Here is a 14447-nt window from a genome sequence, read left to right on the forward strand (position 1 = left end):
TGAGTAGTATAACGATTAACCCCACTCCGATTCGAAGGCCTCCGTCTTGCCCTCCACGCATCCGCTCGCCCTGCACGACACCGCCTCCTCCCGCCTCGTGCAGGCCCTGCGCGGTCACCGGCCCGAGGTCACGCCGGTGTGGTTCATGCGGCAGGCGGGCCGCTCGCTGCCCGAGTACCGGGCGCTGCGCGCGACCGGCGGATCGATGCTCGACGCCTGCCTCGACCCGGCCATGGCGAGCGAGATCACGATGCAGCCGGTGCGCCGGCACGGGGTGGATGCCGCGGTGTTCTTCAGCGACATCGTGGTGCCCCTGAAACTCGTCGGCCTCGGCGTCGAGATCGTCGCCGGGCGCGGCCCGGTGTTCACCGAGCCCGTGCGGACGGCGGCGCAGATCGCCGAGCTGGTGCGCATCGACCCCGCCCTCATCACCGAGCGCGGCGAGGAGGTCGCCGCCGCGGTCGCGCGCACGACGGAGCTGCTCGCCGACGAGTCGGCGCTGCGCGGTGAGCCGATCCCGCTGATCGGCTTCGCCGGTGCGCCCTTCACCCTCGCGGCCTACCTCGTCGAGGGCGGCCCGTCGAAGGACCACCTGGGCGCGCGGAGCCTCATCCACTCCGACCCCGCGGCCTGGCACGACCTCACCGCGTGGCTCGCCGAGGTGACCGGGCGCTTCCTCGCCCTGCAGGTGCAGGCGGGCGCGAGCGCCGGCCAGCTGTTCGACTCGTGGGCCGGCGCACTCGCCCCCGCCGATTACCGCCGTGCGGTGCTGCCCGCCTCCGCGGCGGCGCTCGAGCCTGTGCGCGCGCTCGAGCTGCCGGGCGCGCCGGAGGGCGTGCCGCTCATCCACTTCGGCGTCGGCACCGGTGAGATCCTCGCCGACATGGCATCCATCGGCGTCGACGCGCTCGGCGTCGACTACCGTGTGCCGCTCGACGTCGCCGCGAAGCGCGTCGGCGGCGCGAGCGACCTCACGCTGCAGGGAAACCTCGACCCCGCGATGCTGTTCGCCCCCGCCGAGGCCCGCGAGGCCGCCGTGCACGCCGCGCTCGAAGCGGGTCGCGCGGCCCGCGCGCACGTGTTCAACCTCGGTCACGGCGTGCCCATGGACACCGACCCCGACGTGCTCACCGACCTCGTGCGCACGGTGCACGACTGGCGGGCGCGGTGACCACGATCGAGCCCTCCGCGCCGGGAGCGCAGGATGCCGACGTCGCGATCGTCGGCGCCGGGATCGCCGGTCTCACCCTCGCTCACGACCTCGCCCGCGCCGGTCTCCGGGTGATCGTCTGCGAAGCGTCGGACACGGTCGGGGGGCTCCTCCGGCGCGGGCGGGTGGGCGAGATCGATCTCGACCTCGGCGCCGAGTCGTTCGCGACCCGCACCGACGCCGTGGCCGCGCTCGTCTCCGACGCCGCCCTCGACCTCGATCTCGTCGCTCCGAGCCCCGGCGGCGCGCACCTCGCCGTTGCGGGCGAGGCGGGCGCCGTCGTGCGGGCGCCGCTGCCCCGCCGCACCGTGCTCGGCATCCCCGCCGATCCGCTCGCGGACGACGTCGTGGCGCTCATCGGGGCGGATGCCGCCGCGCGCGCCGCGGCGGAGCGGGACCTTCCCCCGCTCGCATTCGGCGACGACGACGGAACCGAGCCGTCTCTGTTCGACCTCGTCACCGAGCGCTCCGGGCGCGTGGTCGCCGAGCGCCTCGTCGACACGCTCTGCCGGAGTGTCTACTCGCGGCCCGCGACCGACGTGCGCCTCTCCGACCTGCATCCCGGCATGTGGGCCGCCGTGCGCGAACACGGCTCGCTGATCGCGGCGGCCGAAGCCCTCGCGACCGGCGCCCACGCGGGCGCCGCCGTCGGCGGTGTCTCCGGCGGCATGTGGCGGCTGCCCGCGGCGCTCGCCGAGGCGGCCCGCGCGCACGGCGCCGACATCCGCACCGGCGTCGCGGTGCACGCCGTGCGAGCCGATGACACCATCACGGGCGGCTCCCTGCTCGAGACCTCGGCGGGCGACGTGACGGCGCGCGTCGTCGTCGTCGCCACCGGCCCGGCGGCCGCGGCGCGGCTGGTGAGCGCCGACACCGAAGCCCGCGACGCCGCGGCCGCGGGCCGCGTGCAGGTGATCGCGGCCGCGATCGACCACGTCGGACTCGACGCGTTCCCGGCCGGTTCGGGAGTCATCGTCGATCCGGCCCTGCCGACACCCGCGAAGGCGCTCACCCATGTCACCGCGAAGTGGGCGTGGGCCCGCGACGCCGCCCCCGCGCACCGTCACCTCGTCAGGCTCTCCGCCCGCGGGCAGGACGCCGCCGGGCTCGACTCCCGCGAGGGCGTCGCCCGCGAGGTGTCGCTCCTCACCGGCGTCGACATCGCCCCAGCCGACGTCGTCGACGTCGTCGTGCAGGAGTGGCCCGACGCTGTGGCATCCCCGCGCACCGCCGCCGCACTCGCGGCCGCTCCCGTGCGGATCGCCGGCGCGAGCGTCGCCGGCACGGGGCTCGCCTCGGTCATCCCGCACGCCCGTGCCCTCGCCGCGACGCTCATCGCCGAGCTGCGCACGCCCATCCGACCCGCATCCGATCCCCTGAGGAGTCACGCATGACCGAATCCGTTCCACTCGGGTACACCCTGTTCTCCGTGCTCGCCGGCCCGCGCCCGCGGACCGCCCCCGACCAGGCGGCCCTCGCCGAGCTCGAGACCGTCGCCGCGAAGCTCGCCGGCGACGGCGTGACCCTCCGCGGCCTCTACGACGTCACCGGCATGCGCGCCGAGGCCGACCTCATGATCTGGCTGCACACGACCCCCGGCGCGGTCGACGACCCGGCCGCTCTCCAGCGGGCGCTCCGCGCCCTGCGCCGTACCGCCGCCCTCTCGGCGTACGACGCCGTGTGGACCGCGATGGGCGTGCACCGCGAGGCCGAGTTCAACAAGCGGCACGTGCCGGGATACCTGCGCGGAGAGCACGCCCGCGGGTGGCTCTGCCTCTACCCGTTCGTGCGCAGCTACGAGTGGTACCTGCTGCCCGAGGAGGAGCGCTCCGCGATGCTCGCCCAGCACGGCCGGCGCGGCGCGCGCTTCACCGAGGTGGTCGCGAACACCGTGTCGACCTTCGCGCTGAGCGACTACGAGTGGCTGCTGCCGCTCGAGGCCGACGACCCGATCCACCTCGTCGACCTCATGCGCGACCTCCGCGCCACCGACGCACGGCGGCACGTGCGCGAGGAGGTGCCGTTCTACACCGGGCGGCGCGTCGAGATCGCCGAACTCGCGGAGGTGCTGGGCTGATGGCCGCCGAACGCCTGGCATCCACGACCGAACCCGAGCCGTTCCGCCCCAAGCCGCCGCGCGCGACCGCGGCCGTCGTCGCGGACGGATGCCGGGTGGCCGGCGCGACCGCCGCGACCTGCGCCGGCGAGCCGTTCGCCACCGAGCCGGTCGCCTACGACGCCGTGCTGCTGCTCGGCTTCGGCGGCCCGGAGGGGCAGGACGACGTGATCCCGTACCTGCGGAACGTGACGGGCGGCCGCGGCATCCCGGACGAGCGCCTCGAAGAGGTCGCGCACCACTACCGGCACTTCGGCGGCGTCTCGCCGATCAACGAGCACAACCGCGAGCTGAAGGCCGCGCTCGATGCGGAGATCGCCGCGCGCGGCCTCGGCCTGCCGGTCTACTGGGGCAACCGCAACTGGATGCCCTACGTCGCCGACGCACTGCAGCAGGCCTACGACGACGGTCACCGCCGGTTCCTCTCGATCGCGACGAGCGCGTACTCGTCGTACTCGTCGTGCCGGCAGTACCGCGAGGACCTCGCCGACGCCGTCGAGGCGACGGCGCTGCAGCGCGGGGTGCAGATCGATAAGGTTCGGCCGTTCTTCGACCACCCGGGCTTCGTCGGACCGTTCACCGAGGGCGTGCGCGCGGCGCTCGACACCCTCGCCGCGCAGGGCTTCGACACATCGACCGAGGTCGAGGTGCTCTTCTCGACGCACTCGATCCCGAACGCCGACGCCGACCGGTCGGGTCCGCCCGAAGACCGCCTCGGCCCGGGCGGCGCGTACGTCGCGCAGCACGCCGCGGTCGCCGAGCGCATCATGAGCGACCTCGGGTCGGATGCCCCGTGGCAGGTCGTCTTCCAGAGCCGCTCCGGCCCGCCGCAGGTTCCGTGGCTCGAGCCCGACGTCAACGACGCCATGGAGGAGCTGCCCGCGCTCGGCCGGAAGGCCGTCGTGATCGTGCCGCTCGGGTTCGTCAGCGACCACATGGAGGTGCTCTGGGACCTCGACACCGAGGCGATGGAGACCGCCGAGCGGCTGGGGCTCGTGGCCGTGCGCACCCCCACGCCGGGCACGCACCCCGCCTACGTCACGGGGCTCGTCGACCTCATCGAGGAGCGGCTCGCCGCGACGCCGCCGGCGGAGCGCCCGCACCTGACCGATCTCGGTCCCTGGTACGACGTCTGCCGCACCGGCTGCTGCGAGAACAAGCGCCTCGGGTTCCAGCCGGCGCTCGCGGGGCTCGCGGAATGAGCACCGACACCGCTCCCGGGGCGGCGCCGCTGCGGCTCGGCACGCGGGCGAGCCTGCTCGCCCGCACCCAGTCGGGTACCGTCGCCGACGCCGTGCGCGCGGCGACCGGCCGCGAGGTGGAGCTCGTGCCGATCACGACCGACGGCGACGTGCTCACCGGCCCGCTCGCCCAGCTCGGCGGCACCGGCGTGTTCGTCGCGGCCCTGCGCGATGCGCTGCTGCGCGGCGAGTGCGACTTCGTGGTGCACTCGATGAAGGACCTCCCGACGGGTGCGGTCGACGGGCTCACGATCGGCGCGGTGCCCCACCGTGCGCCGGTCCGCGACGTGCTGTGCAGCCGGGACGGGAGCCCCCTCGACGCGCTGCCGCACGGCGCCGTCGTCGGGAGCGGGTCGCCGCGCCGCGTCGCCCAGCTGCTCCGTCGCCGCCCCGATCTCGTGGTGCGAGGCATCCGCGGCAACGTCGACACGCGTCTGCGCAAGGTCGACGAGGGCGAGTACGACGCGATCGTGCTCGCCGAGGCGGGCCTCACGCGGATCGGACGCACCGACCGGATCAGCGAGCGCTTCGACGCCGACGGCTGGCCGCCCTCGGCCGGCCAGGGGGCCCTCGCCGTCGAGGTGCGCACGGGTGCCGAAGGCGATGAGTCCGCCGCCGTGCGCGACGCGGTCGCGCGGATCACCGACGCGGATGCCGAGGTCACGGCCCTCCTCGAACGCGCCGTGCTGCGGCGGCTCGAGGCCGGGTGCGCGGCGCCCGTCGGCATCGCCGCGACGCTCGAGGCCGAGGCGGGGGCCGACGCGGATGCCGACGCCGACCGTGTCGCGCTCGTCGCGGAGGTCTACGCGCTCGACGGCGCGCGCGCCGTGCGCGTGACGCACGACCTCGCCCGCGCCGAGGTCGCCGACGACGCCGGTCGCGCCGCGGCGGCCGAGCGCGTGGTCGCGGACCTCCTCGCGCGGGGTGCGGGCGAGCTCGCCGACCTCGCCGGGAGCGGGCGGTGACCGGAGCGCTCCGCGGCGCCCGGGTGCTGATCCCGCGCGACGGCTCCTGGGGTGCGCGGGTGGCGGCCGAGGTCGACCGCCGCGGCGGAGTGCCGGTCGTCGCGCCGCTCATCGCGTCGGCGCCGCCGCGCGACGAGGCATCCCGCGACCGCGCCTTCGCCGCGCTGGCGGCGGGGGAGTACTCGTGGCTGTTCGTCACGAGCGCCGCGAGCGTCGAGCAGCTCACTGCGCGCGGCGTGCGGATCCCCGCGACCACCCGCATCGCGGCCGTCGGTCCGGCCACAGCGCGCGCCGTCGCCGCGTCGGGCGCCGAGGTCTCGTTCGTGCCGCTCGGCGAGTCGTCGGCGGCCGCGATGGCCGCCCAGTGGTGCGCGGGGCGCACTCCCGACACGGCCGGGCGCTCGCTCGTCGTCCGCTCCGACCTCGCCACCGCCGTCATCAGCGACGAGCTGACCCTCCGCGGCTTCGCCGTCGACGTCTGCATCGCCTACCGCACCGTCGGCGTCGACCTGCCGCGCGAGGTCGCGTCGAGCCTCGCCCGCGGCACGATCGACGTCGTGCTGCTCACCTCGCTCAGTGTCGCCCGCGAGCTGCGCCGCCAGGTCGGCCCCCTGCCCGCGCAGGTGCGGGTAGCGTCGATCGGGCCGGGCACGACGCGCGATGCGGAGCGGCTCGGCTTCACCGTCGCCCACACCGCGCGCACGCAGAGCGTCGACGCCCTCCTCGCCGAGCTCGACGACGCCGGCGATGCATCCACCGGCTCCACCGGATCCTCCGAACAGCAAGGCACCCCATGACCGCGTTCCCCGTCCGCCGCCTCCGCCGTCTGCGGCAGAGCCCCGCGCTCCGCCGCCTCGTCGCCGAGCACGACCTCACGCCCCGCCGCCTCGTGCTCCCCGTCTTCGTCAAAGAGGGGATCGACGCCGCGCAGCCGATCGCGAGCATGCCGGGGGTGTCCCAGCATCCCCTCGCCGCGGTGCCGGGCCTCGTCGAGGAGGCCGTGACCGCCGGCATCGGCGGCATCATGCTCTTCGGGGTGCCCGCGGTGCGCGACCCCGTCGGCAGCGGTGCGACCGACCCGGATGGCATCCTGAACCGGGCGATCGCGCTCGCGGCCGAGGCATCCGCGGGCCGTCTCACGGTGCAGGCCGACCTGTGCCTCGACGAGTTCACCGACCACGGCCACTGCGGCGTACTCGCCGCCGACGGCACCGTCGACAACGACGCGACGCTCGAGATCTACGCGCGCATGGCGCTCGCGCAGGCCGACGCCGGCGCCGACATCCTCGGCCTGTCGGGCATGATGGACGGCCAGGTCGCCGCGTGCCGCGCGGCCCTGGATGCCGCGGGGTACGGCACCACCCGCCGTGACGTCGTCATCCTCGCCTACTCGGCGAAGTACGCCTCGGCGTTCTACGGTCCGTTCCGCGACGCCGTGGAGTCGACGCTCACCGGCGACCGTCGCACCTACCAGCTCGACGCCGCGAACGGCCGTGAGGGCGTGCAGGAGGCGCTCGTCGACATCGACGAGGGCGCCGACATCGTCATGGTCAAGCCCGCCGGTCCCTACCTCGACGTGCTGTCGGAGGTCGCGGCCCTCTCGCCGGTGCCGGTCTGGGCGTATCAGGTGTCGGGCGAGTACGCGATGATCGAGCACGCCGCCGCGGCGGGCGTCATCGACCGCGACCGGGCGATCGGCGAGAGCCTGCTGGGCATCCGCCGCGCGGGCGCGGAGGCGATCCTGACCTACTGGGCGATCGAGGTCGCCGGCTGGCTGAACGAGGGGCGGAGCCTCGCATGAGCGGTCACGTGACGAACGAGGAGCTGTTCGCGCGGGCGCATGCGGTGATCCCCGGCGGCGTCGACTCGCCCGTACGGGCGTACGGATCGGTCGGCGGCACGCCGCGGTTCGTGACGAGCGCCGAGGGCGCGCACGTGACGGATGCCGAGGGCCGCCGGTACATCGACCTCGTCGCCAGCTGGGGGCCGGCGCTGCTCGGTCACGCCCACCCCGAGGTCGTCGCCGCCGTGCAGGAGGCCGCGGCGCGCGGGCTCTCCTTCGGCGCGCCGACGCCCGCCGAGGCCGAGCTCGTCGAAGAGATCGTCGCGCGCGTTCCCGCCGTGCAGAAGGCGCGGCTCGTCTCGACCGGCACCGAGGCGACGATGACGGCGATCCGCCTCGCGCGCGGGGCGACGGGGCGAGATCTCCTGGTGAAGTTCGCCGGTCACTACCACGGTCACTCCGACGGCCTGCTCGCCGCGGCGGGGTCGGGGCTCGCGACGTTCGCCCTGCCGGGGTCGGCCGGGGTGCCCGCGGCGATCGCCGCGCAGACCCTCGTCGTGCCCTACAACGACCGCGCCGCCCTCGAGGCGGTGTTCGCCGCCCACCCGGGCCAGATCGCCGCCGTCATCACCGAGGCCGCCGCCGCCAACATGGGCGTCGTCGCCCCGGCATCCGGGTTCACGACCTTCGTCGCCGAGCTGTGCCACCGGGAGGGCGCGCTCCTCATCAGCGACGAGGTGCTCACCGGGTTCCGCGCCGCCGCGGGCGGCTATGCTCAGGTGCTCGCCGAGGCGGGGGAGCAGGTGCTGCCCGACCTCGCCACGTTCGGCAAGGTCATCGGCGGGGGCCTGCCGGTCGCGGCCGTCGGCGGTCGCGCCGACGTGATGGACCTCCTCGCCCCGACCGGGCCGGTCTACCAGGCCGGCACGCTGAGCGGGAACCCGGTCGCCGTCGCGGCCGGGCTCGCGACGCTGCGGCTCGCCGACGACGCCGTCTACGCGCGGCTCGCCGCGGCCTCAGGCGCCCTGTCGGCCGCGGTCGGCGCCGCGCTCGACGAGGCGTCCGTCCCGCACGTCGTGCAGCACGCCGGCACACTCTTCAGCGTCTTCTTCGGCGCCGAGGTCGCGGGCGGCGTGCCCGACTACGCGACTGCGCAGCGCCAGGACGCCGCCGCGTACGGCCGGTTCTTCCACGCGATGCTGGATGCCGGGGTGTCGCTGCCGCCGTCGGCGTTCGAGGCCTGGTTCGTCACCGCCGCCCACGACGATGCCGTGATCGACCGGATCGTCGCGGCGCTGCCCGAGGCCGCCCGCGCGGCCGCCGGCTGACGCTCAGCCCGACCGGGCCTGCACCGCGGCGACCCAGGCGAGGGCGAGCGACTTCGACCAGCCGTCGTCGAAGGTGGTGCGCGCCGCGAACGCCGTCGCGGCGGCGGATGCCGCGTCGGGCGAGCCGAGCGCGGAGTACGCCTGCACGTAGTCGCCGAGCGGGCCGGTGAACGCGGTGTCCCCGGCATCCGCGACGTTCTCCGCGACCCGCGCGGGGTCGCCGGCGAGGTATTCGAGCGACACCGGCCCGAGCGGCAGGGCCTGGATGCCGAGGATCGCCGACGGCTCGGCGCTGAACCAGGTCGCGTCATCGCGCTTCGCGCCCCAGCTGATCGAGACGATCGTGTGCGCGTACCCGGCGGGGAGGTCGGTGGGCTCGAGCCACAGGGTGCGGGCGGCGGCGGCCTCGTTCGACAGCAGCCACTCGGCGCGCCCGAGGAGCTCGTCGTCGCCGCTCGCCTCTGCCCAGAGGGCGAGCCCGTTCCACGCGGCGACGGCCTCCGAGCTCGACTCCTGATTGTTGCCGTCGGCGAAGGGGGCGAGGCCCGCCGCCCAGGAGTGGCCGCGGTAGGGGTCGAAGACGCGGAGCGCCGTGAGGGCGTCGCCCGAGCCGCCCGCGACGTCGGCGGCGAGGGCGTTCATGACGGGTCCCAGCTCGTCGACGAGGTCGGGCCGTGCGGCGGCGAGCGCCCCCGCGGCGGCGAGGAAGTAGCCGTAGTGGAAGTGGTGGTCGTTGCCGTCCTCGGCGCCGAAACCCACCTCCTTGCCGACGACGAGGTGCAGCCGGTCGTCGTACACGAAGCACTTCGCGGCGCGCGTCGCGCACCCGTCCGCGACGGTCCACGGCTCGAGCTCGGCGGCGAGCCGGTCGGCGATGCGCGTCGCGAGGTCGGCGTCGCCAAGGGTGCGGGCGAGCGAGAGCAGGTCGCCGAGGCGCGCGAGCGCCTTGCCGCCGAAGTAGGTGTCGTCGGGGAGCGCGCCGGTGGCGGCGAGGTCGTCGGATGCCTGGGCGAGAAGCGACGCGCGTGTGGCGTCGTCGGTTCCGGCGAGGTCGTACTCGGCGGCGGGCGCGATCCGCGGCACCGACCACTCCAGGGTCGTCGACGCGCACGCCGACGCCGCGCCGTAGGGCGTGTCGTAGGTGCCGAGGGTGCAGTCGTCGGCGGGGCTCGTGGAGCCGGCGTCAAGACCTCAGGTAGGGCAGCGGGTCCCCGCGGTGGGCCGGGTCGAGGAGGAACAGCATGTACGCGATCACGCCGATCGTCGCGAGCACCGACAGCAGCACGAACAGGGCCGATGTCTCGGCGACGCGCACCGCGTTTCCCCGCGCGTCGTATGTCGTCAGATTGCTCGTCAGTGCTTGCGTCGCCATCGTGACCCCCCCGGCCGTTCCCCCCCTGTCGCGACGGCGATGGCGCTGCGAACGCCTCCACGATAGGTCGGCGGCGGGTCGAGGAGGTACCCGCCCCGTGAACACCCCGTAACATTCCGCTGGGAGCGCCCTGACGGACCGTGCTGACGGACCGTGCGCCCGCCCCCGGTAGGCTCGACGCATGCCCGTGACCCTGCTCGGGGCGTCGGAGATCCGCGCTCTCGCCGCCGAACTCGACGTCACCCCCACCAAGAAGCTCGGGCAGAACTTCGTCGTCGACGCCAACACCGTGCGCAAGATCGTGCACGTCGGAGAGGTCACCGCCGCCGACCGGGTCGTCGAGGTGGGCCCGGGTCTCGGCTCGCTGACCCTCGCCGTGCTCGAGACGGGGGCCGCGGTCACCGCCGTCGAGATCGATCACCGCCTCGCCGCCCGGCTGCCGGAGACCGCCGCCGCGCACGGCGTGCCCGCGGGGGCGCTGACGGTGGTGGATGCCGATGCGCTCCGCGTCACGGAGCTACCGGGCGACCCCACGGTGCTCATCGCCAACCTGCCCTACAACGTCAGCGTGCCGGTGCTGCTGCACTTCATGGAGACCTTCCCGGGCCTGGAGCGCGGCGTCGTCATGGTGCAGGCCGAGGTGGGGGAGCGGCTCGCCGCCCCGCCCGGATCGAAGATCTACGGTGCGCCGAGCGTGAAGGCCGCCTGGTACGGCACGTGGCGGCTCGCCGGAACCGTGTCGCGGCAGGTCTTCTGGCCGGTGCCGAACGTCGACAGCGTGCTCGTGGCGTTCCGTCGCGACGCCGAGCCGCGCGGCGACGAGCAGCTGCGTCGCGCCGTGTTCGGGATCGTCGACGCCGCCTTCCAGCAGCGCCGCAAGATGCTGCGGCAGGCGCTCGCGCCGGTGCTCGGCGGGTCTTCGGCGCTCGCGAGCGACGTGCTCACGCGTGCCGGTGTCGACCCGACCCTCCGCGGCGAGCAACTCACGATCGACGACTTCGTCGCCGTCGCGTCGGCGCACCTCGCTAGCCTGGAGGGGTGACCGAGACCGAAGACCGCTTCCCGTCGACCCGCGGCGGAGACATCCACCGCCCCTACACCGCCGCCGCAGACCGCTACGAGGGTGCCGCGTTCCGTCAGGTCGGTGAGAGCGGCCTGTACCTGCCGCCGCTGTCGCTCGGCCTGTGGTGGAACTTCGGCGACAACATCCCGTTCGACCGGCAGCGGGCCCTGCTGCGGCACGCGTTCGACCGCGGCATCACCCACTTCGACCTCGCGAACAACTACGGCCCGCCCTACGGCACCGCCGAGACGAACTTCGGCCGCATGGTCCGCGAGGACTTCCGCCCGTACCGCGACGAGCTGATCATCTCGTCGAAGGCCGGCTGGGACATGTGGCCCGGCCCCTACGGCACGTACGGCTCGCGCAAATACCTGCTGGCCAGCGCCGAGCAGTCGCTCACCCGCATGAGCCTCGACTACGTCGACATCTTCTACTCGCACCGCTTCGACCCGGTGACCCCGCTGGAGGAGACCATCGGCGCGCTCGACACGCTCGTCCGTCAGGGCAAGGCCCTCTACGTCGGCATCTCCTCGTACAGCGCCGAGCGCACCGTCGAGGCGAAGGCGATCGCCCGCTCGCTCGGCACGCCGCTGATCATCCACCAGCCGGCGTACTCGATCCTGAACCGGTGGATCGAGGACGGCCTCACCGGAGCGCTCCGCCAGGAGGGGATGGGCGCGATCGCGTTCACCCCGCTCGCGCAGGGCCTCCTCACCGACAAGTACCTCGGCGACGGCACCGCCGAGCGCGCGCAGAGCCGCTCGTCGCTGCCGGGCGGACGGCTGAGCGAGAACGCCCTGGCGGCCCTCCGCAGCCTCGACGTGGTCGCGAAGGAGCGCGGACAGACCCTCGCGCAGCTCGCGATCCAGTGGGTGCTGCGCGACCCGGTGGTCGCGTCGGCCCTGATCGGCGCCTCGCGGCCCGAGCAGCTCGATGAGAACCTCGCGGCGCTGGACGGTCCCCCGTTCGACGTCGAGGAGCTCGAGCAGATCGACGCCGTTGCCGACGCGATCGACGTCGACCTGTGGGCGGGATCGGCCACCGCGTGACGCCGCCCGGAGGGGACCGCCGCGTGCACGCCCGCGCGCCGGGGAAGATCAACGTCTTCTTCGACGTCGGCGATGTGCAACCCGACGGGTATCACGACGTCGCCTCCGTCTATCAGGCCGTCTCGCTCTACGAAGACGTGTGGGTGCGCCGGGGCGAGACCGACGCGGTCGCGGTGACCGGTGACGTCGACGTCTCCGGCGTGCCGCGGGATGCCTCGAACCTCGCGGTCCGCGCGGCGCGGCTCGTCGCGGCGCGGGCGGGCTACACCGGCGGCATCCGCATCGACATCCACAAGGGCGTGCCGGTCGCGGGAGGCATGGGCGGCGGTTCGGCAGACGCCGCGGCGACCCTCGTCGCCGTCAACGAGCTGCTCGACGCACACCTCACGCCCGCGCAGCTGCAGGAGCTCGGCGCGCAGCTGGGCGCCGACGTGCCGTTCGCGGTGCTCGGCGGCACCGCCGTCGGCACCGGTCGCGGCGACGAGCTCGCGACGGCGCTCGTGCGCGGGCGCTTCGACTGGGTGCTCGCCGCGCGCGGCGACGGGCTCTCGACCCCTGCGGTGTACGCGGAGCTCGACCGTCTGCGCGCCGGCATCGACATCCGCCCGCGTCGCGGCGCTCCCTCAGTCGACCCCGCCGTGCTGCAGGCGCTTCGGGCGGGCGACCCGGTCGCCCTCGCCGACGTGGTCCGCAACGATCTGCAGCGGGCGGCCTGCAGCCTCCTGCCGGCGCTCGACGAAGTTCTCCGCGACGGCGACGCCGCCGGCGCGCTCGCCGCGTTCGTCTCGGGATCGGGCCCCACGGTCGCCTTCCTCGCCGCCGACGCCGAGGCCGCCGACCAGGTCGTGCGGGGGCTGCGGGCGGCCGGCCGCGGGGCGGTCGCCGCGTACGGCCCCGTGCCCGGGGCGCGCGTGCTCGGGTGACCTGGCACGGCCAGCGCGTCCGTGATCCCGCGTAGCGTGGCCCCATGACCGATACTCCGCTGCACCGGCCAGACGCTTCCGACCTGCACGTCCCCTCCGACCTGCACGACGCCCCGCTCGACGAGAGTCTCCGCGCCGAACTCGACGCGCAGCACCTCGCGGTGACCCGCGTCGACGACACCGATCGCGAACCGGTCGACCGGTGGCTGGATGCCGTGGCACGCGGTTTTCTCAACGGCGAGCCCGACGAGAAGCGGCGCCAGGCGTTCTTCGACCGCACGGCGCACCGCCGGAAGATCGGCGTGTACGACCCCACTGGAGCGCAGCCGACCGAGCCGGTCGCCACGTTCGCCTCGTGGCTGGCCGAGCTGACGGTGCCCGGCGGCGCCCTGCCGGTGACCGCGATCAGCTCCGTCACGGTGTCGCCGACGCACCGTCGCCGTGGCATCCTGCGCTCGCTGATGGCGGGCGAGCTGCGCACCGCGGCCGAGCGCGACGTGCCGGCGGCCGTGCTCACCGTGAGCGAGTCGTCGATCTACGGACGGTTCGGCTTCGCCCCCGCCGTCGCCTCGACGTCGTGGACGCTCGACGTGCGCCGCGCGGGGTGGATCGGGCCCGTCGCCCCCGGCCGCGTCGACTTCGTGAGCCGCGAGCGGGGGCGCGAGCTCGCCGAGGAGCTCCACGAGCGCATCCGGCCCACGTCGGTCGGCGAGGTCGGGATGCCCGGCGGGCACCTCGACGGGTTCTTCGGCACCCGACCCGACGCGGAGAATCCCGAGCTGCTCCGCGTCGTGCAGTACCGCGCCCCGGGCGGCGGCATCGACGGACTGGCGCTCTACCGCGTGAGCGAGGATCGTGATGACTTCGCCGCGTCGACGGTCGACCTCACGCTGCTCCTCTCGGCCACCGACGAGGCGTATGCGGGGCTCTGGCACTTCTTCCTGTCGATGGATCTCATCGGCACGCTCCGCGCGAGCGAACTGGCCGTTGACGAGCCGCTGTGGTGGATGATCGCCGATCAGCGCGCCGCGAAGATCGCGGTGCGCGACCACCACTACGTACGCATCCTCGACGTGCCCGCGGCGCTCGCCGCGCGCACCTACGACGTCGTCGACACGCTCGCGCTCGACGTGGTCGATCCGCTCGAGATCGCGGGCGGACCGTTCGTGCTGACGACGGATGCCGACGGCTCGGGCTTCGTGGAGACGATGGACGATCCGCCCCTCGGCATCCCGTTCGTGCGCCTGGGCATCGCGGAGCTGTCGGCGCTGCTGCTCGGCGGGGTGTCGGCGGTGACGCTCGCCCGTGCCGGCCGCATCGAGACTGATGACCCGGAGCGCGTCGCACGGCTCTTCCAGACGGTTCAGGCGCCCCGCCTGAGCTTCTGGTACTGACGG

General features: G+C 74.5%; 14 protein-coding genes. 12 read left to right on the top strand and 2 right to left on the bottom strand.

The features are described from left to right. The first annotated feature begins 46 nt into the window (after positions 1-46). The 8 genes from hemE to hemL are packed head-to-tail and all read left to right on the top strand — an operon-like array spanning position 47 to position 8643. A complete protein-coding gene (gene hemE / locus LOK55_RS09445; protein ID WP_374107643.1) occupies positions 47-1171 on the top strand; it encodes a uroporphyrinogen decarboxylase in 1125 nt (374 codons plus the stop codon). Next, positions 1168-2604, top strand: a complete 1437-nt coding sequence (locus LOK55_RS09450) for an FAD-dependent oxidoreductase (protein ID WP_229935180.1) — start codon at positions 1168-1170, stop codon at positions 2602-2604. The genes hemE and LOK55_RS09450 overlap by 4 nt, the downstream gene beginning before the upstream one ends. Continuing rightward, on the top strand, positions 2601-3287 hold the full coding sequence (hemQ, locus tag LOK55_RS09455; RefSeq protein ID WP_229935181.1) for a hydrogen peroxide-dependent heme synthase: 687 nt from the start codon (positions 2601-2603) through the stop codon (positions 3285-3287). The genes LOK55_RS09450 and hemQ overlap by 4 nt, the downstream gene beginning before the upstream one ends. After that, positions 3287-4528, top strand: coding sequence for a ferrochelatase (locus tag LOK55_RS09460; RefSeq protein ID WP_229935182.1), 1242 nt, complete (start codon positions 3287-3289; stop codon positions 4526-4528). The genes hemQ and LOK55_RS09460 overlap by 1 nt, the downstream gene beginning before the upstream one ends. Continuing rightward, positions 4525-5532, top strand: coding sequence for a hydroxymethylbilane synthase (gene hemC / locus LOK55_RS09465; protein ID WP_229935183.1), 1008 nt, complete (start codon positions 4525-4527; stop codon positions 5530-5532). Before LOK55_RS09460 ends, hemC begins: the two co-directional genes overlap by 4 nt. Then, positions 5529-6329 carry a uroporphyrinogen-III synthase gene (locus LOK55_RS09470; RefSeq protein ID WP_229935184.1) on the top strand — a complete coding sequence of 267 codons (801 nt, stop codon included), beginning with the start codon at positions 5529-5531 and terminating at the stop codon, positions 6327-6329. The genes hemC and LOK55_RS09470 overlap by 4 nt, the downstream gene beginning before the upstream one ends. Then, positions 6326-7333 carry a porphobilinogen synthase gene (gene hemB, locus LOK55_RS09475; protein WP_229935185.1) on the top strand — a complete coding sequence of 336 codons (1008 nt, stop codon included), beginning with the start codon at positions 6326-6328 and terminating at the stop codon, positions 7331-7333. Before LOK55_RS09470 ends, hemB begins: the two co-directional genes overlap by 4 nt. Then, positions 7330-8643: a glutamate-1-semialdehyde 2,1-aminomutase gene (gene hemL, locus LOK55_RS09480; protein ID WP_229935186.1), complete on the top strand. Its 1314-nt coding sequence runs from the start codon at positions 7330-7332 to the stop codon at positions 8641-8643. The genes hemB and hemL overlap by 4 nt, the downstream gene beginning before the upstream one ends. A gap of 3 nt (positions 8644-8646) precedes the next feature. Here hemL and LOK55_RS09485 read toward each other — a convergent pair whose 3' ends face one another. Together LOK55_RS09485 and LOK55_RS09490 are read right to left on the bottom strand one after the other, a co-directional pair. After that, the gene (locus LOK55_RS09485) at positions 8647-9726 is read right to left on the bottom strand and encodes a glycosyl hydrolase (protein WP_229935187.1); all 1080 of its coding nucleotides are present in this window, start codon (positions 9724-9726) and stop codon (positions 8647-8649) included. 100 nt (positions 9727-9826) lie between these two features. Further along, positions 9827-10015, bottom strand: coding sequence for a hypothetical protein (locus LOK55_RS09490; RefSeq protein WP_196325176.1), 189 nt, complete (start codon positions 10013-10015; stop codon positions 9827-9829). A 181-nt stretch (positions 10016-10196) separates the two neighbouring features. Between LOK55_RS09490 and rsmA the strand changes: the two genes are divergently transcribed. The 4 genes from rsmA to LOK55_RS09510 are packed head-to-tail and all read left to right on the top strand — an operon-like array spanning position 10197 to position 14444. Next, positions 10197-11057 (top strand): 16S rRNA (adenine(1518)-N(6)/adenine(1519)-N(6))-dimethyltransferase RsmA, encoded by an 861-nt coding sequence (gene rsmA / locus LOK55_RS09495; RefSeq protein ID WP_229935188.1) that lies wholly within the window; start codon positions 10197-10199, stop codon positions 11055-11057. Continuing rightward, positions 11054-12127 (top strand): aldo/keto reductase, encoded by a 1074-nt coding sequence (locus LOK55_RS09500; RefSeq protein ID WP_308066656.1) that lies wholly within the window; start codon positions 11054-11056, stop codon positions 12125-12127. Before rsmA ends, LOK55_RS09500 begins: the two co-directional genes overlap by 4 nt. Positions 12128-12150: 23 nt before the next feature. Next, positions 12151-13050 (top strand): 4-(cytidine 5'-diphospho)-2-C-methyl-D-erythritol kinase, encoded by a 900-nt coding sequence (locus LOK55_RS09505; RefSeq protein WP_229935189.1) that lies wholly within the window; start codon positions 12151-12153, stop codon positions 13048-13050. A 44-nt stretch (positions 13051-13094) separates the two neighbouring features. Continuing rightward, the gene (locus LOK55_RS09510) at positions 13095-14444 is read left to right on the top strand and encodes a GNAT family N-acetyltransferase (RefSeq protein WP_229935190.1); all 1350 of its coding nucleotides are present in this window, start codon (positions 13095-13097) and stop codon (positions 14442-14444) included. Positions 14445-14447 lie beyond the last annotated feature (3 nt).

This window comes from Microbacterium sp. F2E (assembly GCF_020905435.1).
Classification (GTDB): Bacteria; Actinomycetota; Actinomycetes; order Actinomycetales; family Microbacteriaceae; genus Microbacterium; species Microbacterium lacticum.